Source organism: Hoeflea sp. 108, assembly GCF_000372965.1.
Taxonomy (GTDB): Bacteria; Pseudomonadota; Alphaproteobacteria; order Rhizobiales; family Rhizobiaceae; genus Aminobacter.
In genome coordinates this window covers 3,863,366-3,888,217 of record NZ_KB890024.1, presented here as the reverse complement: position 1 = coordinate 3,888,217, position 24,852 = coordinate 3,863,366, and the positions used below count along the sequence as shown (strand labels likewise).

22 protein-coding genes are annotated in these 24,852 nt (G+C 63.2%); 15 read left to right on the top strand and 7 right to left on the bottom strand.

Features of this window, described 5'->3' with window-relative positions:
- Window positions 1–1,428: a gamma-aminobutyraldehyde dehydrogenase gene (locus B015_RS0119280; RefSeq protein WP_018429376.1), complete on the top strand. Its 1,428-nt coding sequence runs from the start codon at window positions 1–3 to the stop codon at window positions 1,426–1,428.
- Window positions 1,429–1,573: 145 nt separating this feature from the next.
- Entirely contained in the window at window positions 1,574–2,068 is a 495-nt protein-coding gene (locus B015_RS0119275; RefSeq protein WP_018429375.1) for an ester cyclase, read from the top strand.
- Window positions 2,069–2,072: 4 nt separating this feature from the next.
- On the opposite strand, the gene B015_RS0119270 is transcribed toward B015_RS0119275, so the two are convergent.
- Window positions 2,073–3,239, bottom strand: coding sequence for a dihydrodipicolinate synthase family protein (locus B015_RS0119270; RefSeq protein WP_018429374.1), 1,167 nt, complete (start codon window positions 3,237–3,239; stop codon window positions 2,073–2,075).
- A gap of 329 nt (window positions 3,240–3,568) precedes the next feature.
- Between B015_RS0119270 and B015_RS0119265 the strand changes: the two genes are divergently transcribed.
- The 12 genes from B015_RS0119265 to B015_RS0119210 all read left to right on the top strand — a co-directional run bounded on the left by B015_RS0119265 (window position 3,569) and on the right by B015_RS0119210 (window position 17,797).
- On the top strand, window positions 3,569–4,612 hold the full coding sequence (locus tag B015_RS0119265; RefSeq protein WP_026227489.1) for a LacI family DNA-binding transcriptional regulator: 1,044 nt from the start codon (window positions 3,569–3,571) through the stop codon (window positions 4,610–4,612).
- Window positions 4,609–5,610: a Gfo/Idh/MocA family oxidoreductase gene (locus B015_RS0119260; protein ID WP_018429372.1), complete on the top strand. Its 1,002-nt coding sequence runs from the start codon at window positions 4,609–4,611 to the stop codon at window positions 5,608–5,610. Before B015_RS0119265 ends, B015_RS0119260 begins: the two co-directional genes overlap by 4 nt.
- Window positions 5,611–5,612: 2 nt before the next feature.
- On the top strand, window positions 5,613–7,223 hold the full coding sequence (locus tag B015_RS0119255) for an acyl CoA:acetate/3-ketoacid CoA transferase (RefSeq protein ID WP_018429371.1): 1,611 nt from the start codon (window positions 5,613–5,615) through the stop codon (window positions 7,221–7,223).
- Window positions 7,216–7,995 (top strand): enoyl-CoA hydratase/isomerase family protein, encoded by a 780-nt coding sequence (locus B015_RS0119250; protein WP_018429370.1) that lies wholly within the window; start codon window positions 7,216–7,218, stop codon window positions 7,993–7,995. The genes B015_RS0119255 and B015_RS0119250 overlap by 8 nt, the downstream gene beginning before the upstream one ends.
- Complete coding sequence (locus B015_RS0119245) at window positions 7,995–9,515, top strand: aldehyde dehydrogenase family protein (protein WP_026227487.1); 1,521 nt, start codon at window positions 7,995–7,997, stop codon at window positions 9,513–9,515. Before B015_RS0119250 ends, B015_RS0119245 begins: the two co-directional genes overlap by 1 nt.
- A gap of 89 nt (window positions 9,516–9,604) precedes the next feature.
- Window positions 9,605–10,858, top strand: a complete 1,254-nt coding sequence (locus B015_RS0119240; protein ID WP_026227486.1) for an ABC transporter substrate-binding protein — start codon at window positions 9,605–9,607, stop codon at window positions 10,856–10,858.
- A gap of 76 nt (window positions 10,859–10,934) precedes the next feature.
- Window positions 10,935–11,852, top strand: a complete 918-nt coding sequence (locus B015_RS0119235; RefSeq protein ID WP_018429367.1) for a sugar ABC transporter permease — start codon at window positions 10,935–10,937, stop codon at window positions 11,850–11,852.
- Window positions 11,849–12,730, top strand: coding sequence for a carbohydrate ABC transporter permease (locus tag B015_RS0119230; RefSeq protein ID WP_018429366.1), 882 nt, complete (start codon window positions 11,849–11,851; stop codon window positions 12,728–12,730). The genes B015_RS0119235 and B015_RS0119230 overlap by 4 nt, the downstream gene beginning before the upstream one ends.
- Before the next feature lie 4 nt (window positions 12,731–12,734).
- A complete protein-coding gene (locus B015_RS0119225) occupies window positions 12,735–13,850 on the top strand; it encodes an ABC transporter ATP-binding protein (RefSeq protein ID WP_018429365.1) in 1,116 nt (371 codons plus the stop codon).
- A gap of 1 nt (window position 13,851) precedes the next feature.
- Window positions 13,852–15,357 (top strand): GMC family oxidoreductase, encoded by a 1,506-nt coding sequence (locus B015_RS0119220; RefSeq protein ID WP_018429364.1) that lies wholly within the window; start codon window positions 13,852–13,854, stop codon window positions 15,355–15,357.
- Window positions 15,354–16,130 carry a 3-ketoacyl-ACP reductase gene (locus B015_RS0119215; RefSeq protein ID WP_018429363.1) on the top strand — a complete coding sequence of 259 codons (777 nt, stop codon included), beginning with the start codon at window positions 15,354–15,356 and terminating at the stop codon, window positions 16,128–16,130. The genes B015_RS0119220 and B015_RS0119215 overlap by 4 nt, the downstream gene beginning before the upstream one ends.
- 11 nt (window positions 16,131–16,141) lie before the next feature.
- Window positions 16,142–17,797 (top strand): GMC family oxidoreductase N-terminal domain-containing protein, encoded by a 1,656-nt coding sequence (locus B015_RS0119210; RefSeq protein ID WP_018429362.1) that lies wholly within the window; start codon window positions 16,142–16,144, stop codon window positions 17,795–17,797.
- A gap of 45 nt (window positions 17,798–17,842) precedes the next feature.
- Here B015_RS0119210 and B015_RS31230 read toward each other — a convergent pair whose 3' ends face one another.
- From B015_RS31230 to B015_RS31225, 6 genes are all read right to left on the bottom strand, one after another.
- A complete protein-coding gene (locus tag B015_RS31230) occupies window positions 17,843–19,165 on the bottom strand; it encodes a Mur ligase family protein (protein ID WP_157632785.1) in 1,323 nt (440 codons plus the stop codon).
- A gap of 61 nt (window positions 19,166–19,226) precedes the next feature.
- On the bottom strand, window positions 19,227–19,946 hold the full coding sequence (locus B015_RS0119200; RefSeq protein WP_018429360.1) for a glycosyltransferase: 720 nt from the start codon (window positions 19,944–19,946) through the stop codon (window positions 19,227–19,229).
- Between the two features lie 672 nt (window positions 19,947–20,618).
- Entirely contained in the window at window positions 20,619–20,861 is a 243-nt protein-coding gene (locus B015_RS0119190; protein ID WP_018429359.1) for a DUF1344 domain-containing protein, read from the bottom strand.
- A 251-nt stretch (window positions 20,862–21,112) separates the two neighbouring features.
- Window positions 21,113–21,607, bottom strand: a complete 495-nt coding sequence (locus tag B015_RS0119185) for a peptide deformylase (protein ID WP_026227484.1) — start codon at window positions 21,605–21,607, stop codon at window positions 21,113–21,115.
- 39 nt (window positions 21,608–21,646) lie between these two features.
- Window positions 21,647–22,321 (bottom strand): GntR family transcriptional regulator, encoded by a 675-nt coding sequence (locus B015_RS0119180; RefSeq protein WP_018429357.1) that lies wholly within the window; start codon window positions 22,319–22,321, stop codon window positions 21,647–21,649.
- 101 nt (window positions 22,322–22,422) lie between these two features.
- Window positions 22,423–23,043 (bottom strand): cupin domain-containing protein, encoded by a 621-nt coding sequence (locus B015_RS31225; RefSeq protein WP_018429356.1) that lies wholly within the window; start codon window positions 23,041–23,043, stop codon window positions 22,423–22,425.
- Window positions 23,044–23,272: 229 nt separating this feature from the next.
- On the opposite strand from B015_RS31225, the gene B015_RS0119170 reads away from it, so the two are divergent.
- Window positions 23,273–24,844 (top strand): ABC transporter substrate-binding protein, encoded by a 1,572-nt coding sequence (locus B015_RS0119170; RefSeq protein ID WP_040456314.1) that lies wholly within the window; start codon window positions 23,273–23,275, stop codon window positions 24,842–24,844.
- Window positions 24,845–24,852 lie beyond the last annotated feature (8 nt).

Sequence of the window (24,852 nt, the reverse complement as noted above, 5' to 3'; positions counted from 1 at the left end):
ATGGACACCCAGATGCTCATCGGCTCGAAGTTCGAGCGGGGGACCGAGACGGAAGAAGCGATCCTCAATCCGCGCACCGGCGAGACGATCCTCAGCCTGCCGGAAGCTTCGCCTGTTCAGATCGAAACGGCCGTGACGGCAGCCCAGAGAGCGTTCGCGAGCTGGTCGAAGACGACGCCGGCGCAGCGCTCGGGCTATCTGCTCAAGATCGCCGATCGCATCGAGGCCGAGGCGGCCGAGTTCGCCCGCCTCGAGGCGCTCAACTGCGGCAAGCCGATCAATGCCGTTCTCAACGACGAGATTCCTGCCATCGTCGACTGCTACCGCTTTTTTGCCGGCGCAGTGCGTTCGATGCCAGGGTTGGTGGCGGGCGAGTACCTGCCCGGCCACACCTCGATGATCCGACGCGATCCGGTCGGCATCGTCGCCTCCATCGCGCCGTGGAACTATCCGCTGATGATGATGGCGTGGAAGCTGGCGCCCGCGATTGCCGGCGGCAACACGGTTGTCTTCAAGCCTTCGGAGCAGACGCCACTGACGGCGCTGAAGCTGGCAAAGATCCTCGCCGATGTGTTGCCGGAGGGCGTGGTCAATGTCGTGCTCGGCCGTGGCGAGAGCGTCGGCAACACGCTGATCAACCATCAGGCGGTCAGCATGATCTCGATCACCGGCGACGTCGCCACCGGCAAGAAGGTGCTGCAAGCGGCGGCAAAGTCGGTCAAGCGCACACATCTCGAACTCGGCGGTAAGGCGCCGGTCATCGTCTTCGACGATGCCGACATCGACGCCGTGGTCAGTGGCCTGCGCGCCTTCGGCTACTACAATGCCGGCCAGGACTGCACGGCAGCCTGCCGCATCTATGCCGGCAAGAAGGTCTACGACAAGCTTGTCGCCGACCTGTCGTCGGCGGTGTCGACCATTCGCTTCGGCCAGGCCGACGACACCGAAAACGAGATCGGGCCGCTCATCTCAAGGCGCCAGCGGGACCGCGTCGCCTCCTTCGTCGAGCGCGCTTCGGAACTCAAGCACATCGAGATCACGACAGGCGGCAAACCGGGCGAGGGCGGTGGCTTCTATTACCAGCCGACGGTCGTTGCCGGTGCGCTGCAGGAGGACGAGATCGTGCGCCGTGAAGTGTTCGGCCCGGTGGTGTCGGTGACGCGCTTCTCCGACGTCGACGAGGCGGTCAACTGGGCCAATGACAGCGACTACGGCCTGGCGTCTTCGGTGTGGACCAAGGACATCTCGCGCGGCATGTCGACGGCGGCGCGGCTGCAATATGGCTGCACCTGGATCAATACCCACTTCATGCTGACCAACGAGATGCCACATGGCGGCCTCAAGCAGTCCGGCTACGGCAAGGACATGTCGGTCTACGCGCTGGAGGACTATACCGCCGTGCGCCACGTGATGATCGCGCATGGGTAGATCTCTTCTCCCCGTTTACGGAGAAGATGCCGGTAGGCAGATGAGGGGCTGAGCCAAGCCGATAGATCGAAACGCTGCCCCTCAACCGGCCCTTCGGGCCACCTTCTCCCCGTGAACGGGGAGAAGGAAAAAGGGAGGAAAAGGCATGCATCGCCGTCAGTTTCTCGCATCCGCAACCTTTGCTGCATTGATCGCCACGGTCCCGGCCATCGGCCCGGCGTTGGCGCAGGACACGCCGCAGGCCGTCGTCGGGGCCTATCTCGCCGCGTGGAATGCGCACGACTCGGCCAAGGCGGCCGAGCATTTTGCCGACAACGTCGTCTATTACGACGCTTCGGTCGGCAAACCGGTCGAAGGCAAGGACGCCGCCAAGGCGGGCGTCATCGACAATTTCCTCAAAGCCGTGCCCGACGCCGTCTGGCAGATGAAGGGCAACCCCGTGGTGCAGGATGACCGTGTGTCGTTCGAATGGGAGTTTTCCGGCACCAACACCGGTGACTGGGCCGACGGCACCAAGGCCACCGGCAAGAAGTTCTCTTTCACCGGGGCTTCGATGTTCTCGATCAAGGACGGCAAGATCGCCAGCCAGAGCGACTATTACGACGCGCTCGGTTTCTACAAGCAGCTCGGGCTGATGTAGCCGGTCAGGCGAAGCCGTACTGCGTCATCAGCGCCGCCATGCGCTCGACGGCCAGGTTCGGCTTGTCCAGAACGTTGGCCTGGTCGGCGAGGCGGAAAATGTCGGCGTAGTGCAGGGCACCACGGGCGGACTGCATGCCTGCCGGCATGGTGAAATGGCTCTGGTGGCCGTTGAGCCAGGCGAGGAAGACGACGCCGGCCTTGTAGTATTGCGTCGGCGCCTCGAAGATTTTTCGCGACAGCGGCACCGTCGGCTCGATTGTGCTGCGGAAGGTGGCGAGATCGTTGCTGGCCAGGGCTGACAGCGCCTTGGAGGCTTGCGGGGCGACGGCGTCGAAGATGCCAAGCAAGGCATGGCTGTGGCGCGTGCCGTCGCCTTCGATCAGGGCGGCATAGTTGAAGTCGTCGCCGGTGAAGCAGATCACGTCCTGGGGCAGCCGGTGGCGCAGTTCAACCTCATAGGCCTGGTCGAGCAGCGAGATCTTGATGCCTTCGACCTTGTCCTTGTGGTCGGCGATGATCGAAAGCACCGTCTCCAGTGTGTCCTCGAAACGCTCGCCACCCCAGTAGCCTCTCAACTCGGGATCGAACATGTCGCCCAGCCAATGCAGTACGACCTTGTCCTTGGCCTGGCCGAGAATGCGGCCATAAACCTTGCGATAGTCGTCGCGGGATTGGGCGACATGGGCGAGTGCGCGGCTCGCCATCATGATGGCGCGACCACCGTGCTTTTCGATGAAGCCGAGTTGCTCCTCATAGGCCGAGATCACGTCGTCAAGCGTGCGGGCGTCGCGCTTGTCGAGTTGATCGGTGCCGGCGCCGCAGGCGAGGTCGGCGCCCGCTACCGTGCGCGCTTCGGCCAGCGAACGGCGGATCAGCTCCTGCGCCCCGGCCCAGTCGAGCCCCATGCCGCGCTGCGAAGTGTCCATCGCCTCGGCGATGCGGAAACCGAGCGACCAGAGATGATGTCTGAAAGCCATGGTGGCATCCCAGTCGATGACAGGGCTGTTCCAGGGCGTGGCATCCGCCCACGGGTCGGAGACGACATGGGCCGCGGCATAGGCGATGCGGCTGAATGTGGGGCGCGTTGCCGGCCTATCTGTCGGCGTGCCTGACAGGGCGTAGGTCTCGACGGTCCGGTCCGCCTGTGGAAGTTTCACCTGCCTGGCCATGGGTTCCTCCCCTGATCGGCTGCATCTCGTAATTTAGAACGTTCCAAATTTCAAGTTGGTTTTTGGCCGATCAGCGAGTGAGCGGCTCCGGATGGTCCAAGAGTTGTGCCTGCGCGCTGCTGAAAGCGCCTGAAAACGTAGTAAATCGTTTGAATATGTCAATTGTACACAATTCTGGCACCAGGCTCGCTGGGTTTTCTCTCTGGCAGGTCGCCTGGAAATGGCTGCCCCCGCCGTCTTGCTTGCTTGACAATTTGGAACGTTCCAATTATTGGACTCGCAAAACGGGCCGGAGATGCCCGCTTACGAGCCCTTCTGGGAGGATGGCGTTGAAGCAGTCGAAGGTGACAGTTGTCGATGTTGCGCGCGCTGCCGGCGTGTCGAAGTCGACCGTGTCGCTGGTGCTGCAAGGCAGTTCGCTGGTCAACGAGGCGACCCGCGCCAAGGTGGGCGCTGTCATTCGCGAACTCGGTTATGTCTACAACCGAAGTGCTGCCAATCTGCGCCAGTCGAAATCCAAGATCGTCGGCATCGTCGTCAACGACCTGACCAACAGCTTCTTTGCTGAGCTGGCCGTTGGCATGGACATGGTGGTGCAGTCGGCCGGCTATATCCAGTTCATGGCCAATTCAGCCGAGAATCCCGACCGCCAGGCCGAGGTGATCGCCTCGATGCGCGAGCATGGCATGGCCGGGCTGATCCTGTCGCCGGCGCGAGGGACGACGTCAGCCGATCTCAGGCCGCTGGTCGACAGCGGCATTCCCGTGGTGCTGGTGGCGCGCAACGTGCCGGGGCTCAAGGTATCCTCCGTCGTGTCGGACGGGCATGCAGGGGCGGCGGCGGCCGTGCGCCACCTGATCGAGCTGGGTCATCGGCGCATCGCCTTCCTTGGCGGCTTCAACGACACGGCCGTATTCGACGAACGCATGCGCGGTTTTCGCGACGCGCTGGTGGAGGCGGGACTGGATGCCTCGGACGAGCTGGTGATCAGCTCGGCGCCGTCGCGCGCAGGCGGTGTGGCGGCGGTCGAGCGGCTGTTGTCTATGGCCGACCGGCCGACGGCGGCGCTCTGCTTCAATGATGCGGTAGCCTTCGGTGCCTGCGACGGGCTGCGCAGCGCCCGCATCGAACCGGGCGTCGATTTCGGCGTCATCGGCTTCGACGACGTGATCGAGGCAAAAACGGCGGTGCCGGCGCTGACCACGGTTTCGGTCGATCCGCAGGGCATGGGCCGGCGGGCAGCACAGTTGCTGCTCAAGCAGATCAATTCGGGTGATTTCGAGCCAGAGGCGCTGGTCGCTTCGGTGCGGCTGGTGGTGCGCGAAAGCTGCGGCGCGGCACGGCGGACAAAGCGAGAGGCGATGACGGCATGACGCGCTGGGGTCTGATCGGGGCGAGCACCATCGCCAGGGAATGGGTCATCGGCGCGATCCGTGCGACCGGCGGCGAGGTCGTGTCTGTCATGAGCACCAATGCCGAACGCGGCCGGGCCTATGCCCAGGCGAACGGTATCGCGAAGTCGGTGACGTCGCTGGACGACATCGTCGGCGATGCCGGTGTCGATGCCGTCTACATTTCGACCACCAACGAACTGCATCTGGAGCAGGCGATTGCAGCGGCCAGGGCCGGCAAGCATGTGCTGTGCGAGAAGCCGCTGGCGCTGACGCTCGACGATGCACTGGCAATGGTGAAGGCCGCGCGTGACGCTGGCGTCGTTTTTGCGACCAACCACCATCTGCGCAATGCGGCGAGCCACCGGGCGATGCGCGATGCGATCGCTGCGGGCCGTATCGGCAAGCCGCTGGCGGCGCGGGTGTTCCACGCCGTCTACCTGCCGCCGCATCTGCAGGGCTGGCGGCTCGACAAGCCGCAGGCCGGTGGTGGTGTGATCCTCGACATCACTGTGCATGACGCCGACACTTTGCGCTTCGTGCTCAATGACGATCCGGTGGAGGCCGTGGCCTTCAGCCAGACTGGCGGCATGGGACAGGCGGGGCTGGAAGACGCCGTGATGGGTGTGCTGCGCTTCAAGTCGGGCGTGATCGCCCAGTTCCACGATGCGTTCACCACCAGGTTTGCAGAGACGGGTTTCGAGGTACATGGCACCGAGGGTTCGCTCATCGCGCGCAACGTCATGACCCAGAAGCCGGTCGGTTCCGTCGTGCTGCGCAACGCTGAGGGCGAGCAGGAACTCAAGCTCGACCAGCGCAATCTCTACGAGGCGGGTTTGCAGTCGTTCCACGACGCCATATCAGGCAAGGGCAAACCGTCGGCGACGGGCGAGGATGGCGTGTGGTCGCTGGCGACAGGGCTTGCAGTGGTCAAGTCGGCCGCGACCGGCAAGGCAGTTGCCATCGAGGCGAGGCTCTGACCATGGGCAAGCACATCACCGCAGCCCAGGCTGCTGCATTGATCTCCGACGGTGCCGTCGTCTCGGTGTCGTCGTCGAGCGGGCTCGGCTGTCCCGATCTGATGCTGAGGGCGATCGGCGAGCGCTTCGACGCGACGGGACATCCGCGCGACCTGACCACCCTGCACCCCATTGCCGCCGGCGACATGAGCGGCATCAAGGGTGTCGACTACATTGCGAAGAAGGGCCTGCTCAAGAAGATCATCGGCGGCTCCTATCCGTCGGGGCCGTCGAGCGCCGAGCCGCCGCTGATCTGGCAGATGATCGGCAATGAGGAGGTGGCGGCCTACAATGTTCCCTCGGGCATCATGTTCGACATGCATCGCGAGGCAGCGGCCAAGCGGCCGGGCGTGATGACCAAGGTCGGGCTCGATACCTTCGTCGATCCCGAGCGGCAGGGCTGCGCCATGAATGCGCGTGCCGCGGCCGAACCGTTGGTCAGGAAGGTCAGCTTCGAGGGCGAGGACTGGCTGTTCTTCCCCGCGATCAAGCCTCAGGTGGCGATCATCCGGGCGACGACGGCGGACGAGCGCGGCAACCTGACCTACGAGCATGAGGGCGCCTATCTCGGCGGGCTCGACCAGGCGCTGGCCGCCCGCAACAATGGCGGCATCGTCATTGCCCAGGTGAAGCGCATCACCAAGGACGGCTCGCTGCGACCGCATGACGTGCGCGTGCCGGGCATGCTGGTCGACTACATCGTCGTCGACCCAGAGCAGAAGCAAACGACGCAGACGGCCTACGACCCGGCGATCTCGGGTGAGATCATGCGGCCGCTCGACAGTTTCCGCGTGCCCGAGTTCAACATCCAGAAGGTGATCGCGCGCCGCGTGGCGCAGGAGCTGGAGGCGGGCAGCGCGGTCAATCTCGGCTTCGGCATATCGGCCAACGTGCCGCGCATCCTGCTGGAAGAGGGGCTGCATGGCGAGGTCACCTGGGTGATCGAGCAGGGGGCTGTTGGCGGCGTGCCGCTGCTCGACTTTGCCTTCGGCTGTGCGTCGAACGCCGACGCCTTCATGCCGTCGCCCTACCAGTTCACCTATTTCCAGGGCGCGGGCTTCGACGCCTCGCTGCTGTCCTTCCTCGAGATCGACCGCAGCGGCTCGGTTAACGTCTCCAAGCTCAGCTTCCGGTCGCATGTGACGGCGGGAGCGGGCGGTTTCGTCGACATCACTGCCCGGGCGAAGAAGATCGTCTTCTCGGGCATGTTCAATGCGGGCGCCAAGCTCGATATCGCTGGCGGCAAGCTGGTCATCGACAAGGAAGGCAAGCTCAAGAAGCTGGTCAACGAGGTCGAGCATGTCACCTTCTCGGGCCGGCGCGGCGTCGAGCAGGGCCAGGACATCACCTATGTCACCGAACGCTGCGTGATGAAGCTGACGCCTCAAGGCATCGTGCTGACCGAGATCGCGCCGGGGGTGGAACTGCAGGCGCATATCCTTGATCAGTCGGAGTTTCCGCTGATCGTCTCGGATAAGCTCAAGCTGATGGATTCTTCTCTGTTTGCAGAGGCGCCGATCGGGCTGAAACTTCCGCGCAAGGCCGAGCGCAGGCTGGAGGTCGTCAATGGCTGACCAGCGTATCAGGGTCGAGTTCGACGGGCCTGTCGCAATCATCACGGCGGCCCGACCGGACAAGCTCAACGCATTTGACATCGACATGCTGAAGGCGCTGTCCCAGGCTTGCGACGAGGTCGAGGCCAATGCCGACATCCGGGTCACGATCCTCACAGGCGAGGGCAAGGCGTTTTCGGCCGGCGGCGACATCAAGGCCTGGGGCGGCATGACGCCCAGCGAGTTCGGTCATGCCTGGGTGCGCTTCGGCCATCGCGTGTTCGAAAGGCTGGCAACGCTGCGTATGCCGCTGATCGCCGCCATTAACGGCCATGCACTGGGCGGCGGGCTGGAGCTGGCGATCGCAGCCGACATCCGTATCGCCGAACGCCATGTGAAGATCGGTCTGCCCGAGACCGGGCTCGGCATGGTGCCGGGCTGGTCGGGCACGCAGCGGCTGGTGCGGCGGACCAGTGCTCAGGTGGTGCGGCGCATGGCGCTCGGTGGCGAGGTGTTTTCCGCCGACGAGGCTGTAGCCCTCGGACTTGTCGATCATGTGGTCGAGACCGGCGGGGCGGTGGCCGCGGCGCGCGACTATGCGGTACGGATCGCGGCGCGGGGCCCTGCGGCAGTCGAGGTTGCAAAACTGATGATCGCCACTGCCAATGGCGAAGACAATGGCACCGCTGTCGAGGCGCTGGGCTCTATCCTCGTCGCCAAGACCGGCGACCTCAAGGAGGGGCTCGCCGCCTTTAGCGAGAAGCGTGCCGCCAAGTTTGCAGGAGAATGGTGATGACGGTTCTGATGCGTCCCAAGCCGCTCGACGGATTCAAGGTCCGCGAGTTCAAGATGCTGATCGACGGTAAATGGACCGCCGGCACTGAAGCCAAGACGATCGAGCGCGCCAGCCCCGGCCACGGCACGGTGGTGAGCCGTTATCAGGCCGCGACCGCTGTCGACGCGAACCGGGCGATTGCCTCGGCCCGCAAGGCGTTCGACGACGGCCACTGGCCGCGCATGACCGGCGCCGAGCGCTCGCGCATCCTGCTGCGCGCCGCCGACATCATCGACGAGCGTGCCGACGAGCTCGCTTTCCTCGACTGTATCGAGTCAGGCAAGCCGATCTCGCAGGCCAAGGGCGAACTCAGCGGCGCTTCGGACATCTGGCGCTATGCTGCGGCACTTGCCCGCGACCTGCATGGCGAGAGCTACAACACGCTGGGCGACGGTACGCTGGGCGTGGTGCTACGCGAGGCGATCGGCGTGGTGTCGATCATCACGCCATGGAATTTCCCGTTCCTGATCGTCAGCCAGAAACTGCCCTTTGCGCTGGCTGCCGGCTGCACGGCAGTGGTCAAGCCGTCGGAACTGACGTCAGGTTCGACGCTGGTGCTGGGCGAAATCCTGGAGACGGCAGGCGTTCCCGCGGGCGTGGTCAACATCATCGTCGGCACCGGCCCCGAGGCGGGCGCGCCGCTGACCAGCCATCCTGACATCGACATGGTGTCGTTCACCGGGTCGACCGGCATCGGCCGGCTGACCATGGCCAACGCTGCGCAGACGCTGAAGAAGGTCTCGCTGGAGCTTGGTGGCAAGAACCCGCAGATCGTGTTTCCCGACGCCAATCTCGACGATTTCATCGATGCGGCCGTCTTTGGCGCCTACTTCAATGCCGGCGAGTGCTGCAATGCCGGCTCGCGCCTGATCGTGCATCGCGACATCGCCGACGAGGTGACCGGCCGGATTGCTGCGCTGTCGGCCAAGGTCAAGGTCGGCGATCCGCTCGATCCTGCGACGCAGGTTGGTGCTATCATCACCCCGCAGCATCTTGCGAAGATCGTTACTTACGTGAAAGGTGCGAGCGACAATGGCGCTGACGTCGCCATCGGCGGGTCTGCCGCCGATCTCGGCCTTGGCCAGTTCATGGAGCCGACGATCCTGTCGTCGGTCGCCCCCGACATGGCGGTGGCGAGGGAGGAGGTGTTCGGACCGGTGCTTTCGGTGCTTGCCTTCGAGACTGCCGACGAGGCGATCCGCATCGCCAACGCGATCGACTATGGCCTGTCGGCCGGCGTGTGGAGCCGCGACTTCGACACCTGCCTTACCGTCGGCCGCAAGGTCCGCGCGGGCACCATCTGGATGAATACCTTCATGGACGGCGCTTCGGAACTGCCCTTCGGCGGCTATCGCCAGTCGGGCATCGGGCGCGAACTCGGACGCCATGCGGTGGAGGACTACACCGAGACCAAGACGCTCAACATGCATATCGGAGCGCGGACGGGCCACTGGATGCCGAAGGAGGCACGGGGCTGAAGCGATCGGAGGAATTCCCAGAGGCGGGGCCGAAGGGAAATGTGTCACGCAATCAGGCGTGAGGAACTTGCAACCCGGGAGGAACTGGAATGCGTAAGTTTTTGATGAGTACGGCAGCGATCGCGACACTGTTCGTGGCGCCGATGCCGCTGGCACACGCTGCCGAGAGCGTCGAGGTGCTTCATTGGTGGACGTCGGGCGGCGAGGCTGCCGCTCTCGACGTTCTCAAGAAGAACCTCGAGAGCCAGGGCGTTACCTGGAAAGACATGCCGGTGGCCGGCGGTGGCGGTGAAGCCGCGATGACGGCGCTGCGCGCCCGCGTTACCGCAGGCGATCCGCCCACGGCCGTGCAGGCGCTTGGCTTCGACATCACTGACTGGGCCAAGCAGGGCGTTGTGGGCGATCTCGGCGAAGTGGCCGACAAGGAAGGCTGGGACAAGGTCGTTCCGGTGGCCCTGCAGAACTTCGCCAAGCATGACGGAAAGTGGATCGCCGCTCCTGTGAACGTGCACTCGACCAACTGGGTGTGGATCAACAAGAAGGCGCTCGACGCTGCCGGCGGCAAGGCTCCCGAGACCTGGGACGAACTCGTCGCCGTGCTCGACAAGATGAAGGCCAACGGCATCACCCCGCTCGGCCATGGCGGCCAGGCCTGGCAGGATGCCACCATCTTCGACGCCGTCGTGCTGTCGCTCGGCACCGATTTCTACAAGTCGTCCATGATCGACCTCGACCCGGCAGCGTTGGGTTCGGACAAGATGGTCGAAGCCTTCGACCGCATGGCCAAGCTGAAGAGCTATGTCGACAAGGACTTCTCGGGCCGCGACTGGAACCTGGCCTCTGCCATGGTCATCGAAGGCAAGGCCGGCATGCAGATGATGGGTGACTGGGCCAAGGGCGAGTTCCTGAAGGCCGGCCAGAAGCCGGGCACCGACTTCGTCTGCATCCGCTTCCCCGGCACGCAGGGGGCGGTCACCTTCAACTCGGACATGTTCATGATGTTCAAGGTCGGCGACGACAAGAAGGCGGCGCAGATGAAGATGGCCGCGGACATCGAGGATCCAGCCTTCCAGTCGTCGTTCAACGTGGTCAAGGGGTCGGTGCCGGCGCGCACCGATGTGCCTGACACCGCCTTCGACGATTGCGGCAAGAAGGGCATCAAGGACCTGGCCGAAGCCAACACCAGCGGCAAGCTGTTCGGCTCGATGGCGCATGGCTATGCGGCTCCGGCCGCGGTCAAGAACGCGCTTTATGACGTCGTGACCCGCCACTTCAACGGCGAGCTCGACTCGAAGGCAGCCGCTGCCGCGCTGGTCGAGGCGGTCGCAGCCGCCAAGGGCTGAGCGATAGCTCCATAGCTTACGTGCCCCGGCTTTGGCCGGGGCACCCAACCGTCGACATCAACCAGAGGCTGGAACAATGGCAGACCTCACGACGACCGCTGTGCCGCGCACGGCGACGGAAACGCGCGCCACGCTGCAGGAGTGGCTGCCGAAACTCGTGCTTGCGCCGAGCTTCGCAGTCATCCTGATCTTCGTCTATGGCTTCATCATCTTCACGGCCTTCCTGTCGTTTTCCGGTTCGAAGCTGTTGCCCGATTTCTCGACCTGGGTCGGCTTCAACAACTATGTGCGCCTGTTCAATCATCCGAACTGGATCGTCGCGCTGAAGAACCTAGCGATCTTCTCGGTTCTCTACATCGTCATCTGCAGTGCGATCGGGCTGGCGCTGGCCATCTTCCTCGACCAGAAGATTCGCGGCGAGGGTGTTCTCAGGCCGATCTATCTCTACCCGATGGCGCTGTCCTTCATCGTCACCGGCGTTGCCTGGAAATGGTTCCTCGATCCCGGCATCGGCCTCGAACACGTGATGCAGTCCTGGGGGTGGGAAAGCTTCTCGTTCCGCTGGATCAAGGAAGGTCCGATGGCGATCTACACCATCGTCATCGCAGCCGTCTGGCAGTCGTCAGGCTTCGTCATGGCTATGTTCCTCGCCGGCCTGCGCGGCGTCGACAACGAGATCATCAAGGCAGCCCAGATCGACGGCGCCTCGACCATGACCATCTACCGCCGGATCATCATTCCGCTGATGCGGCCGGTGTTCCTGTCGGCCTTCGTGGTGCTCGCACACCTGGCCATCAAGTCCTACGACCTTGTGGTGGCGATGACCGACGGCGGCCCCGGCACCGCGACCTGGACGCCCGCGCTATTCATGCAGAAATTCACCTTCGGCCGCAACGAAATGGGCATGGGCGCGGCCTCGGCGATCATCATGATGATGATGATCTTCACGATCATCGTGCCCTATCTCTACTCGGAACTGGGGAAGAAGAAATGAGCGCCGCTTCCCAGGACGTTGCCACCCGCAACGGCATCTTCGCCCGAGCTCTCATCTATGTCGTGCTGATCCTGTTTGCGGTCTACTACCTGCTGCCGCTCTACGTGATGATCGTCAATTCGCTGAAGCCACTGGACGAGATCCGCCAGGGCAACATGCTGGCACTGCCGCAACAGTGGACGATCGCACCTTGGCTGTCGGCCTGGTCGACGGCACAGATCGGCGTCTCGCCGACGGGTCTCAAGCCCTATTTCCTCAACTCGGTCATGATGGTCGTTCCTGCCGTCGCCATCTCGACGATGCTTGGTGCGCTCAACGGCTATGTGCTGACCAAATGGCGCTTCAAGGGCGACAACATCGTTTTCGGCATGATGCTGCTCGCCTGCTTCATTCCGTTCCAGATCGTGCTGATACCGTCGGCCCGCATTCTCGGCATGACCGGGCTTGCCGGCACCATCAGCGGGCTGGTGCTGATCCACGCCATCTACGGCCTCGGCTTCACCACGCTGTTCTTCCGCAACTACTATGAGGCGTTCCCGACCGAACTGGTGCGTGCGGCGCAGATCGACGGCGCCAGCTTCTTCCAGATCTTCCGACGCATCCTTTTGCCGTCGTCAGGGCCGATCATCGTCGTCACCGTCATCTGGCAGTTCACCAACATCTGGAACGACTTCCTGTTCGGCTCGTCCTTCTCGGGCTTCAACTCCATTCCAATCACGGTGGCGCTGAACAACCTGGTCAATTCGTCGACCGGCGTGAAGGAATACAACGTCCATTTTGCCGGGGCGATCTTGGCCGCCCTGCCCACCCTCATCGTCTACATCGTCTCCGGACGCTATTTCGTGCGCGGCCTGATGGCCGGCGCGGTCAAGGGGTAAGCCCATGTCGTTCCTCAAGATCAGCAATCTCTACAAGAACTACGGTCAGGTGGAGATCCTCAAGGACATCAACATCGAGATCGACAAGGGCGGCTTCCTGGTGCTGGTCGGCCCGTCCGGTTGCGGCAAGTCGACATTGCTCAACACCATTGCCGGACTTGAGCCGATCACCTCTGGCGATATCGCCATCAACGGCAAGTCTGTGGCCGGGCTGCATCCGTCCAAGCGCGACATTGCCATGGTGTTCCAGTCCTACGCGCTCTACCCGAACATGACTGTGGCCGGAAACATCGCTTTCGGCATGGAAATCCGGGGCGTGCCCAAGGACGAGCGCGACAAGGCGATCAAGCAGGTGGCCGACATCCTGCAGATCGGGCATCTGCTCGACCGCAAGCCGAGCCAGCTCTCCGGCGGCCAGCGCCAGCGTGTCGCGATGGGACGGGCGCTGGTGCGCAATCCGCAGGTGTTCCTGTTCGACGAGCCGCTGTCCAACCTCGACGCCAAGCTGCGCGTCGACATGCGCACCGAGATCAAGCGGCTGCACCAGCGCATGAAGACGACCATCGTCTACGTCACCCACGACCAGATCGAGGCGATGACGCTGGCCTCGAAGATCGCGGTGCTGAAGGACGGCTTGCTGCAGCAATTCGGCACGCCGGCCGAAATCTACAACAGCCCGGCCAACATGTTCGTTGCCGACTTCATGGGCTCGCCGGCGATGAACCTGTTGTCGGCGCGTCTGGAAGGCGGCGAGGGAGGGCTCAACGTGGTGCTCGAGCGGCCGAGCGAGAAGCCGCTGGCGCTGCCGATCAGAACGGCCAATGGCGCGCTTGGGGCCTATTCGGGCAAGGAGGTCATCTTCGGCGTGCGACCCGAGGCGCTGACCGACCCTGACGGCGCCGACCGCAACGCCAAGTCGCTGGCCGAGGGAGAATGCCTGATCGAGGTGGTGGAGCCAGCCGGTTCCGACACCTTCGCCGTCACCAAGCTCGGCGGCAAGGAAGTGGTGGCGCGGCTGCGCGCCGATGCTGCAATCCATGCCGGTCAGAAGACGAAGCTCGCCTTCAACCTGGACAAGGCGGTGTTCTTCGACCCCAAGAGCCAGCTGCGCATCGCCTGACATGTCCGGACAGCCTGACATCGTCATCATCGGCTCAGGCGTAGGCGGCGCAACCATCGCCGCCGGCCTTGCCGCGACCGGCGCGGAAATCCTCATTCTCGAGGCCGGCGGCCATATCGCAGACCGACCGGAGAACCGCGACCAACGCGCCATCTTCCAGCGCGGGCACTTTCGGCCCGACGAGACCTGGTACGAGGCTGACGGTACCGGCTTCAACCCGGGCAACTATTACAATGTCGGCGGCAATTCAAAGTTCTACGGCGCGGTGCTGACGCGCTATCGCCGCGAGGATTTTGCCGAGATGCAGCATCTCGACGGCGTGTCGCCGGCATGGCCGTTCGCCTATGACGAGTTGGAGGCCTGGTACGGGAAGGCGGAACAGCTTTACCAGGTGCGCGGGGTGCTGGGCGAGGACCCGACGGAGCCACGGCATTCGAGCGGTTATGCCCATGCGCCTGTCGCCGACGAACCCGCGATAGCGGGCGTGCGCGCCAGGCTCAGGGCCAAGGGCGTGCAGCCTTATTCGCTGCCACTTGGCGTCGACATCGAACGTTGGCTGGCCAAGGGCAAGACGCCATGGGATGCGCATCCAAACAGTTTCGACGGCAAGATGGATGCGGAGACGACCGCGCTGGCGGCAGCGCTCAAGCATAAGAACGTCAAGCTGCAGATCGACACGCGTGTGACGCGACTGGAAGCGGCGGCAGACGGGCGGATCGTTGCTGTCCACTACCTGCACAATGGCGAGACCGCCGTGCTGCGGCCGAAGCTGGTGATCCTGTCGGCGGGCGCCGTGCAGTCGGCGGCGCTCCTGCTGCGCTCGGCCAATGATGCCAATCCGACTGGGCTCGCCAACCGCTCCGACCAGGTCGGCCGCAACTTCATGAACCACAACTCGACGGCGGTGATCGCCATGAGCCCCTGGTTCCGCAACGATTCGGTCTATCAGAAGACTTTTGGCTTCAATGATTTTTACCTTTCCGACGGTGAGGGCGGGCCGCCGCTGGGCAATGTGCAACTGCTCGGGCGCATTTCGGGCACCATCCTGAAAGGTGCTATGCCTGCCGTGCCGGAGTGGTTGCTGAACCGCGTCACCGCGCATTCGATCGATTTCTACGCCATGAGCGAAGACCTGCCGTCGCCGGAAAGCCGCGTCATGGTCGACGGCGAGCGCATCGTGCTGAAATGGGTGCGCAGCAATTGGGAGGCGCATGAGCGGCTGGTGGCCAAGCTCAAGCAGGTGCTGCGCAGCGCGGGTTTTCCCGTCGTGGTCTCCCGCGCCTTCGACAAGCGCACGCCGTCACATCAATGCGGCACGGTGCGCATGGGCACCGACCCCGCCCAGGCGCCGCTCGACGTCTTCTGCCGTGCCTTCGACCACCCCAACCTGTTTGTCGTTGATGCGAGCTTCCTGCCGACATCGGCGGCGGTCAATCCGGCGCTGACGATTGCGGCGCAGGCTTTGCGCGTCGCCGACCATATTGCGAGGAAGGATCTGGCGGCATGAGCACCCAGGCGAAACCCGTGGCGCTGGTGACCGGCGCGCGCCGCGGCATCGGGCTTGCCGTGGCGAGGGCGCTGGCCGAGGCAGGCTTCGATCTTGCCATCACCGACCGTGAAGAGGACCAGACCGCGGCCGAGGCCGTGTCGGGCCTCGAAAAGCATGGCGCCAAGGTGCTATTTGTCGCCTCCGACCTTGCCGAGATCGAGGGCCATGCGGCTACGGTCGAGACGATCGTCGATCACTTCGGCCGGCTCGACTGCCTCGTCAACAATGCCGGCATCGCGTCAAAAGTGCGCGGCGATTTCCTTGAGCTCACGTCAGAGAATTTCGACGTGATCATGGCGGTCAACCTGCGCGGCACGGTGTTCTTTACCCAGTCTGTGCTGCGGGCGATGCTCGCCATGCCGCAGCCGGGCCAGCGCCGCTCGATCATCAACATCACCTCGATCTCGGCCGAGATGACCTCGCCCGAAAGGCTCGACTACTGCATGTCGAAGGCAGGGCTTGCAGCCTTCACTCAAGGGCTGACGCTTCGGTTGGCAGGTTCCGGCATCGACGTGTTCGAGATACGTCCCGGCATCATCCGTTCGGACATGACGGCCAAGGTTTCGGAAAAATATGACCGGCTGATCGCCGACGGGCTGGTGCCGGCGGGGCGCTGGGGCGAGCCGGACGACATCGGACGTATCGCTGCGGCGCTGGCAACCGGCAGCTTCGGCTTCGCCACCGGCAGCATCATCAAGGCCGACGGGGCATTGTCCGTCGCGCGTCTGTGAGAGTTCCTGACATGATCTACGACTACATCATCACTGGTGCGGGTCCCGCCGGCTGTGTGCTTGCCAACCGGCTGAGCGAAGACGCGGACGTGCGCGTTCTGCTGCTCGAAGCCGGCGGCGGCGACTGGAACCCGTTGTTCCACATGCCGGCAGGCTTTGCCAAAATGACCAAGGGCGTGGCCAGCTGGGGCTGGGAGACGGTGCCGCAGAAGCACATGAAGAACCGGGTTTTGCGCTACACCCAGGCCAAGGTGGTCGGCGGCGGCTCCAGCATCAACGCCCAGCTCTACACCCGCGGCAACGCCGTCGACTACGATCTCTGGGCCAGCGAGGATGGCTGCACCGGCTGGGATTATCGCTCGGTGCTGCCCTATTTCAAGCGCTGCGAGGACAACCAACGCTTTGCCGACGACTATCACTCCTATGGCGGGCCGCTGGGCGTATCGATGCCGTCGGCGGCTCTGCCGATCTGCGATGCCTATATCCGTGCCGGCCAGGAACTCGGCATTCCTTACAATCACGATTTCAACGGCCGCCAGCAGGCCGGCGTCGGCTTCTATCAGCTGACCCAGCGCAACAAGCGTCGCTCTTCGGCCTCGATGGCCTATCTCAGCCCGATCAAGGACCGGCGCAATTTGACGGTTCGCCTGGGCGCGCGGGTGACGCGCGTCGTGGTCGAAAAGGGCAGGGCCGTTGGTGTCGAGATTGCCGGCGGCAATGGTCCCGAAATGATCCGTGCAGACCGCGAAGTGCTGGTGTCGTCGGGCGCCATCGGCTCGCCCAAGCTGCTGCTTCAGTCCGGCATCGGTCCGGCCAATCATCTGAAGAGCATTGGCATTCCAGTCGTCCACGACCTCAAGGGCGTCGGCGAGAACATGCAGGATCATCTCGACCTGTTCGTCATCTCCGAGTGCACCGGAGATCACACCTACGACAACGTCGCCAAGCTGCACCGCACGCTGTGGGCCGGGTTGCAATATGTGCTGTTCCGCACCGGGCCAGTGACGTCGAGCCTGTTTGAGACAGGCGGCTTCTGGTACGCCGATCCAGACGCGCGTTCGCCCGACATCCAGTTCCACCTCGGTTTGGGCTCGGGTATCGAGGCTGGCGTCGCCCGGCTCAAGAATGCCGGCGTGACGCTCAATTCCGCCTATCTGCATCCGCGCTCGCGCGGCACGGTGCGGCTGGCTTCAAGCGATCCGGCGGCAGCCCCGCTGATCGACCCCAACTACTGGGCCGATCCGCACGACCGCAAGATGTCGATCGAAGGGCTCAGGATCGCGCGCGAGATCATGCAGCAGGCGGCCCTGAAACCCTTCGTGCTGGCCGAGCGGCTGCCCGGGCCGGACAAGGTGACCGAGGAACAGCTGTTCGACTATGGCTGCGCCAATGCCAAGACCGACCATCACCCCGTCGGCACCTGCAGGATGGGCACTGACGACATGGCCGTCGTCGACCTCGAGCTGAAGGTTCACGGCATCGAAGGCTTACGTGTCTGCGACAGTTCGGTGATGCCGCGGGTGCCGTCATGCAACACCAACGGCCCGACAATAATGGTTGGCGAAAAAGGCGCCGACATCATCCGCAACCGCGATCCACTGCCGGCCACGATTTTCGCCCATGAGCGCAACGATGCGCGGCCACGGGCGCGGGCGGACGTGCGGTAGCAGCACCGAGGTCAAGGACCCGAGACCGGTGCTGCTGCCTACATCCTAGCCCGAGCGTGACATGCCTTTGTCCCGCAGGGCCCGCGCGCGAGCTTTGCGGGCCTTGCGATGCTCGTTGTAGGGGACCTCGACCATCCCGCATTGCAGGCAGTCGATGTACTTGCCGCAATTGGTTTCCCAGCATTGGACGTCATGCGTCCAACTAAGGGCAATCCGTTCGAGATGCTGGGTCTGGGATCCCTTGAGAAGGATCAGTTCGTCGGGCCGGGAAGTCGCCCTGACGTAGTCCGATGCCTCCTTTGGAAGAAGGAAGTCGATGAACTTGCCGTTTTTCCTGTCTTCCTCGGAAGGGCGGGCACGATGGCCATTCTCGCCGACGAAGATGAACTGGTCCGCGCATTGGTAGGCAAGGTCGTATGCGAGTGCAGCGCCCTTCCTCGGGCCGCCGGTGTAGTCGGAAATGAAGCCGATTACCGCGCGCTTGTTGGCGGGCTGGCTCTTGCTGAGAATGGCGATGGCGGCTGGAATGCTGTCATTGGGAGCCTTCACCGTATCGACGATGAAGGTAGGGCCTCCGTTGGTCGCGAGAATGCCGCAGCGGTTCCACGGGACAGCGAAGCTGGCAATGCGAGATATCGCCAAATCTGGTGCCACGCCGAGTTCGACAGCGGTGGCGAATGCGGCCAGGGTCGCGATCCAGAACTCTTCACCCACGAAAGCCGTCTGCAGCTCGAAGCTTCCTTCGCTGCAGGATACGGTCACCTTGAGGAGCCGCGGGAATGAAGCTTCGGCAGAGTCCAGCCTGTAGTCAGCGGTGTCCGACCGGCCAAAGGTGACGATGCGGGCCGCCGTACGCTTTGCCATTGCCATGACATGCGGGTCGTCCGCATTGAGGATTGCAAGACCCGCAGGTTGCAAGGCCGAGACAAGTTCTCCCTTTTCCTGAGCCACGGCTTCCTTGCCGCGAAACGCCGAATAATGCTCCAGGCCGACTTTGGTGACGATGGCGACCTCGGGGCGGAGGAGGCGAGCCATCGGCCGTATGGATCCTTTGATGGTAGCGCCAACCTCTGCGACGGCGTAGTCCGCTAGCGATGGCGTGCTGCACAGCGTCCTCGCCAGTTGCGGGATCGTGTTCTCGTAGACCTGCGCGTGGACGCTGCCCTGACCTTCCAGAATGTGGGTAAGAAGAGCAGTGGTCGTCGACTTGGCCGAACTGCCCGTTATGCCGATGTGCAGCGCCTTGGACCGGCTACGCCTCAGTTGCGCCAGCTTCAGGCGAAGGCAATTGCCGAGGCGGATCGTGAGTGCGCGTGGCCCATGCTTTCGGCGAAAAGACCGTGTGGCATTTCTCAAGGCCTTGTACATCAATCCCGTGCTCCAACGGAGGCCGGATCGCCGCTGCGTACCCGCAATTTGCATTGCGCGGTCATTGTGCCGTTTTCTTTCTCCTAATCGCTCTCAATCGCTTGCGCGCCATCGACGCATAGATGCGCCTGCGATATTCGAGCATGTTGGAGAAGGTCGAGCTGAATTGATAAGCGCCGGTCGTTTCTCCGAACATCTGGTGCGCATATACCTTGCCGGTCCCCGTGTATTTTCTCCCGATGAAATGCTCGGGTATGAGGACGTGAGAAGGCCAGATGACGATATCCGGCCGATGTGTTTCGATCAGCTCGGCAATGAACAGATTGCCCGTCGTTCTCCACGGCTGATCCAATTCGGCAGGAGGTGTGCTCTCCAGGATGGATAGGATCAGATTGAGGAATGGGTGGCCTGGTGCAGCCGCCACAATCGGAGCTACCAGCTGGCCGCGCAGGAACTCATTTTCATAGACGGTATAGAGCGTTCCGTCGTCGTCAAACAGTTCATCGACCGGATGGACGCAAATGCTGTCCGCGCCGGCCATGTAGCCGCCTTCGGAGTAAAGAATTTCGAAGCGCAGCAGGTCCGCTGCACCTGCATAAGAGCCGCGCTTCATGTACTCGTCGATCTGGGCGCGCGTCCTGAAGTTGCCCTTGCGGAGGAAGTCGTTGTCGTAGAGCGTGTAGTCCCAGTCTGGGTGACGGTCGATCCAGCTTTGCATCCACTGCGACGGCTGCTGCTTCGGACCTATCCAGATATGGCCGAGCTTCTTGGGGATTTTCATGAAACGTGAATCTCCATGGGTCCAAGGCAGGAAACACCTACGCATGGCCGCTCAGCAGAGATGGAGGCAGCAACCAGAAGGCAAAGGAGCTCGTTGATGGAACTTTGTGGCGTGTGACGCGAGGCTCGTCAATCGAAAGGACTGCGTGAATCTTCGCACATCGACGTTTGAAACGGTCGTTGGATGTCGAACCATGGCACATGGGGCTCTTCCCCTTTGCACCCCCAGCCCTCGAGCGCGCGGCAGGCGATGTCAGCGCAGGCGGCGGTATGCTTGAGGTCCGAACATCATTGCGGATGTCCATCGCCAGCGGGCAGCGGGGTGGAAGGTGCAGGAATAAGACCGGCTCATTTGCCGACGGCGGGGGAGTTGGGGCGATCCCGGCAACATTGGCGGCATATGACAGCACTGGCTACAGGCAGCTTCGGCCTCGCCACCGGCAGGATCATCAAGGCCGACAGCGCATTGTCTGTCGCGCGTCTCTGAAAGTTTCGAAATGAGCTACGTCGACGCCATCACGGGGTAGGTCGCGCAGGCAGGTAGGGGTAGGCGAGCAGGACGCGGACGTGGGCTGGGCGCTGCATGGCGATCGGCAGGCTGCAAAAGGCTGCAATTGAAAGGCCCTGGATACGGGCGTATCCAGGGCCTGAAGATCTGTTCGAGGGGACCCGCTTACGGGTTCATAAGAACTTCCGTCACCTTGGTGTTGTCGTTCTTGTCCGTCTGAATCGAGACCTTGGCGCCAACCTTGACTTCCGGCGGAATCGCGACGTCTGCGCCTACGGTGAAGCTGGTGCCGTCTTCCAGGGTGATGACGCGGGCTTCCTTGTTGTATTCCTTCACGACGCCGTCGGCGGCGAAGGCAGGGAACGACATCATGCCAGCAACGGCCAAGGCGAGAACAAATTTCTTCATGATCCTGCTCCTTTGATGCTTAAGCAACTTCCCTAGTTTCACGCATGGGAGCTGTCCCCCAGCAGCGCCTAAACACGCGATCAGCGAATTGGTTCCGCACCCAGGCTCACATTAGAGGTGACTCAACTGTCGCAACGCGGCAAGAAATGCCCTGAACATAGGCAAGAGCGTCCCAACATTTACCCGTCATGTGGAAATCGGCGCCATCGAACCAACCCGTGCCGGTGTTGGCATCAACGGCTTCCGTCGCACTAGCGTTGCCGTATCTTGTCGTAGCGCTTGATCAGGCGGTCGCGCTTGAGCTTCGACAGGCGCTGGATCCAGAAGATGCCGTCGAGCTGGTCGATCTCGTGCTGGTGGCAGACAGCAAGGAAGCCTTCGGCCTTCTCGGTCAGTTCTCTGCCATGGAGATCCTGATAGGCGATCTCGACAGCGGCATGGCGCTCGATCTCGTCGGTGACGCCTGGCATCGAAACGCTGCCTTCGGTGTGGCGGATCTTTTCCTGCGAAGTCCAGACGATCTGCGGGTTGACGTAGATACGCACCTGCTTCGGCTCGAGTTCGAGCACCACCAGCCGACTGGCCACGCCGATATGAGGCGCGGTGATGCCGACGCCCGGGGCGGCCCGCATGGTGTCGAGCAGGTCGTCGGCGAGCATGCGCAGTTCCGCGTCGAACGTCGTTACCGGAGCGGCGATGGCCTGCAAACGCGGATCGAGAAAATGGACGATCGGCCTGATGGTCATCTGAACGCCCATGCAACAATATCAGAGAAAGAAAACAGGTCAGTCATCGCCCGATCGTGTTTCCTCAAGATAGGCGATCAGCGCGCGCCCGGCGCCGAGCACGTGGTCGCGCGTAAGCTCTGCCGCCTTTTCGGCATTGCCCTCGACGCAGGCGTCCAGGATCGCCTGATGCTCCCTGCGGGCTCGAGCCATGCCGTCGGTGAGCGTCAGCTGCGCCCGGAGATAGCGGTCGATGCGATCCAGCGAAGCGCGCACGATCTGGAGATAATAGGGCCGGCGGGCGGCCTCGTAGAGGCTATAGTGGAAGTTGCGGTTGATCTCGCCCCATCTGGCCGAGTTCGGCTCACGGCCGAACTCCTCGCAGTGGCGGCCGGCGAGAGCAAGCGTGCTGCGGTCCATGTTGGGCACGGCAAGGCGGATCACCTCGGCCTCGACCAGTGCGCGGAACTCGAAGATCTCGGCGATTTCCTCGATCGACAGGCCGGCCACGACAGCGCCCTTGTAGCGCTGGGTGGTGATCAGGCCGTTCTGCTCGAGCCGCGACAATGCCTCGCGCACAGGGATGCGACTGGTGTTGAACATCGAGGCGATCTGGTCCTGCCTGAGGTTTTCGCCCTCGGCGAGGTCGCCCTCGATGATCGCCTTGCGCAGCGCCTCATAGACGATATCGGCCGCTGATGCTGCCTGCCTGATATCGACGGTTTCCAGTTTCATGACATTACCCGCTCGCGACCGGGCGCATCGCCCGACTGCGCAAGGTGATAGGTCGAATGGCGGCCGCGGGCAACATCAGGCCGTTGCTCCAACGCCTGGCGTCAATTCTCGGGAAGGATGCGGGTGGTGCCGACCCAGAGTTCGCGCGCCGGTCCAGGTCCGACATTCCTGGCCCGATGGGGCAGGGAGGAGGGGAAGTGCAGCGTGTCGCCGGCTTTGAGCAGATACTCCTTGCCGTCGATCTCGTAGAGCATCTCGCCCTCGATCAGGTAGAGGAAGTCCTCGCCCTGGTGAGTGGTGAGCTCCGAGGCATAGCCTGAGGGCATCAGCGTGATACAGCCGTTGAGGGCGGCACCGGGAAAGCCGCGCTCGATGATCTCGTAAACACGCTCCTTGGTCTCGACATTGTAGCCGTGACGCTCGCCGGCGTGGGAGACCATCGAATGCGCATGCTCGGGCGGCTGCGACAGGAAGGTGTCGACGCTGGTCCCGAGTGCGGTGGCGACCTTGTAGAGCGAGATTAGTGACGGCGTCGAAATCCCGCGCTCGATCTGGCTGATGAAGCCTTCGGTGAGGCCGGCCTCGACAGCCACCTGCTTCATGGTCTTGCCTATGGCCTTGCGCCGCGTCCTCAGCATTTCGCCGATCGAAGCGGCAGCCGATGCCTCGGGCTCCGGCAGGCTTGCCGTCGGGCTGTCCGCCAGATCGCTTTCGAGGGGCATTGCTGTCTTTCCGCTTGACTTCATAATTTCGATGAACTTTAGTCCAGCTAAAGTCGATTGCGCAAGCGGGTTTACCCCGAACCGCCGACTGAAGGGGAAATAAACAATGCCCTCGGGGCGGCCCGGACGCAAAGAAAAAGCGTCCGAAAAAATTGGATAAAATATCCAAACTGCGCACCGAGACGAATTGCCGGCATAGCCCGGTGGGGCCAAACAGGAGGAGAAACACATGAAACATATGTTGCCGATGCTGCTCGGCGCCGCGCTCGGACTGGCGGCCACCTCGGCGATGGCGCTCGATCGCGGCGGCGCCGTGACCTTCGCCCGCTATGACGACTCGCAGATCATCGACCCTGTCTGGGCCGACCGCAATCCGGACCTGTGGCTGATCACCAGCCTCTACGAGACGCTGCTGCGCAACGGTCCCGACGGCTCGATCGTGCCTGGATTGGCCGAAACCTACGAGGTTGCTGCCGACGGCAAGTCGATCTCGCTCAAGCTGCGCGACGGCCTGAAATTCTCCGACGGCTCGCCGATGTCGGGCGACGACGTGGTGTTCTCGCTCGACCGTGCCCGCAACCCCGACGGTCCCTGGGCCGGCCTGCTCGGCTCGGTCGAGAAGGTGACGGCTGACGGCGGCAAGGTGACGCTGTCGCTAAAGCAGCCTGACCCCACGATCCCCTCGATTCTCGCCACCTTCAACACCGGCATCGTTTCCAAGGCCGCATTCGAAAAGGCAGCTGGGGCCAACGACCAGGAAAAGGCCAAGGCCTATTTCGAGAACAATCCGGTCACCTCGGGCCCCTTCACCATGAAGAGCCGCCAGGCCGGCACCGGCATGAGCTTTGCCAAGAATCCGAACTACTGGCGCCAGGGCGAAGACGGCAAGGCGCTGCCCTATCTCGACGAGGTCGACTTCGTCGTCATCCCCGATGACGCCACCCGCATCCTCAAGCTGCAGGCCGGCGAAGTCGATGTCGCCGAGTTCATTCCCTTCGCCCGCGTCGGCGAGCTGCGCAACGACGCCAAGCTGAAGATGGAGCTGTTCCCGTCGACCCGCATCATCTACGCGCCGATCAACACCCGCGAAACGCTGAAGGACGGGTCGAAGAACCCGCTCGCCGACGTCAAGGTGCGCCAGGCGCTGAACTACGCCACCGACAAGAGCATGCTGCTCAAGCTGGTGACCTTCGACACCGGCAAACCGATGACCTCGCTGATGTCGGCGGCCACGCAACTGCATTACGGCCCCGAGCCGCTCTACCCCTATAATCCCGAAAAGGCCAAGCAGCTTCTGGCCGAGGCCGGGGTCGATGGCGGGCTGAACATCAAGTTCACCACGCTTGCCGGCAGTGCCGACGACGCCACGCTGTTCACCGCGCTGCAGCAGATGTGGTCGCCGCTCGGCGTCAACCTGGCCGTCGAGCAGGTCGACAACCCGACCCGCGGCGCCAAGAACCGCTCGGGCGAGTTCGACATTCACACCTATGGCTGGGCCAACGACGTCAACGACCCAGCCCAGGTCACCGGCTGGCTCGGCTACTACAAGCAGCGCCAGGCCGTCGGCACCGGCTGGAACAACGACGAGTTCAACAAGCTGTTCGAGGCTTCGAACTCGGAGGTCGATCCGGCCAAGCGCAAGGAAGAATACAAGCGCATGCAGGAGATCTACGCCGAGAACGCGCCGCTGCTGTTCCTCTATGAGACGCCCTTTGCGGTTGCCGTGTCGAAGTCAGTCGAGGGCTACGTGCAGACGCCGCTCGGCGCCAACGACTTCGCCGAGACCTGGCGCGCCAAGTAACCCAAGCG

Bases quoted from the DNA above. Each gene is read 5' to 3' on its own strand.
- B015_RS0119240 (WP_026227486.1), top strand. From the start codon at position 9,605: ATGCGTAAGTTTTTGATGAGTACGGCAGCGATCGCGACACTGTTCGTG.
- B015_RS0119185 (WP_026227484.1), bottom strand. From the start codon at position 21,607: ATGACCATCAGGCCGATCGTCCATTTTCTCGATCCGCGTTTGCAGGCC.
- B015_RS0119260 (WP_018429372.1), top strand. From the start codon at position 4,609: ATGACGCGCTGGGGTCTGATCGGGGCGAGCACCATCGCCAGGGAATGG.
- B015_RS0119225 (WP_018429365.1), top strand. From the start codon at position 12,735: ATGTCGTTCCTCAAGATCAGCAATCTCTACAAGAACTACGGTCAGGTG.
- B015_RS0119275 (WP_018429375.1), top strand. From the start codon at position 1,574: ATGCATCGCCGTCAGTTTCTCGCATCCGCAACCTTTGCTGCATTGATC.
- B015_RS0119220 (WP_018429364.1), top strand. From the start codon at position 13,852: ATGTCCGGACAGCCTGACATCGTCATCATCGGCTCAGGCGTAGGCGGC.
- B015_RS0119170 (WP_040456314.1), top strand. From the start codon at position 23,273: ATGAAACATATGTTGCCGATGCTGCTCGGCGCCGCGCTCGGACTGGCG.
- B015_RS31225 (WP_018429356.1), bottom strand. From the start codon at position 23,043: ATGCCCCTCGAAAGCGATCTGGCGGACAGCCCGACGGCAAGCCTGCCG.
- B015_RS31230 (WP_157632785.1), bottom strand. From the start codon at position 19,165: ATGTACAAGGCCTTGAGAAATGCCACACGGTCTTTTCGCCGAAAGCAT.
- B015_RS0119180 (WP_018429357.1), bottom strand. From the start codon at position 22,321: ATGAAACTGGAAACCGTCGATATCAGGCAGGCAGCATCAGCGGCCGAT.
- B015_RS0119255 (WP_018429371.1), top strand. From the start codon at position 5,613: ATGGGCAAGCACATCACCGCAGCCCAGGCTGCTGCATTGATCTCCGAC.
- B015_RS0119270 (WP_018429374.1), bottom strand. From the start codon at position 3,239: ATGGCCAGGCAGGTGAAACTTCCACAGGCGGACCGGACCGTCGAGACC.
- B015_RS0119230 (WP_018429366.1), top strand. From the start codon at position 11,849: ATGAGCGCCGCTTCCCAGGACGTTGCCACCCGCAACGGCATCTTCGCC.
- B015_RS0119215 (WP_018429363.1), top strand. From the start codon at position 15,354: ATGAGCACCCAGGCGAAACCCGTGGCGCTGGTGACCGGCGCGCGCCGC.
- B015_RS0119190 (WP_018429359.1), bottom strand. From the start codon at position 20,861: ATGAAGAAATTTGTTCTCGCCTTGGCCGTTGCTGGCATGATGTCGTTC.
- B015_RS0119280 (WP_018429376.1), top strand. From the start codon at position 1: ATGGACACCCAGATGCTCATCGGCTCGAAGTTCGAGCGGGGGACCGAG.
- B015_RS0119235 (WP_018429367.1), top strand. From the start codon at position 10,935: ATGGCAGACCTCACGACGACCGCTGTGCCGCGCACGGCGACGGAAACG.
- B015_RS0119210 (WP_018429362.1), top strand. From the start codon at position 16,142: ATGATCTACGACTACATCATCACTGGTGCGGGTCCCGCCGGCTGTGTG.
- B015_RS0119200 (WP_018429360.1), bottom strand. From the start codon at position 19,946: ATGAAAATCCCCAAGAAGCTCGGCCATATCTGGATAGGTCCGAAGCAG.
- B015_RS0119250 (WP_018429370.1), top strand. From the start codon at position 7,216: ATGGCTGACCAGCGTATCAGGGTCGAGTTCGACGGGCCTGTCGCAATC.
- B015_RS0119245 (WP_026227487.1), top strand. From the start codon at position 7,995: ATGACGGTTCTGATGCGTCCCAAGCCGCTCGACGGATTCAAGGTCCGC.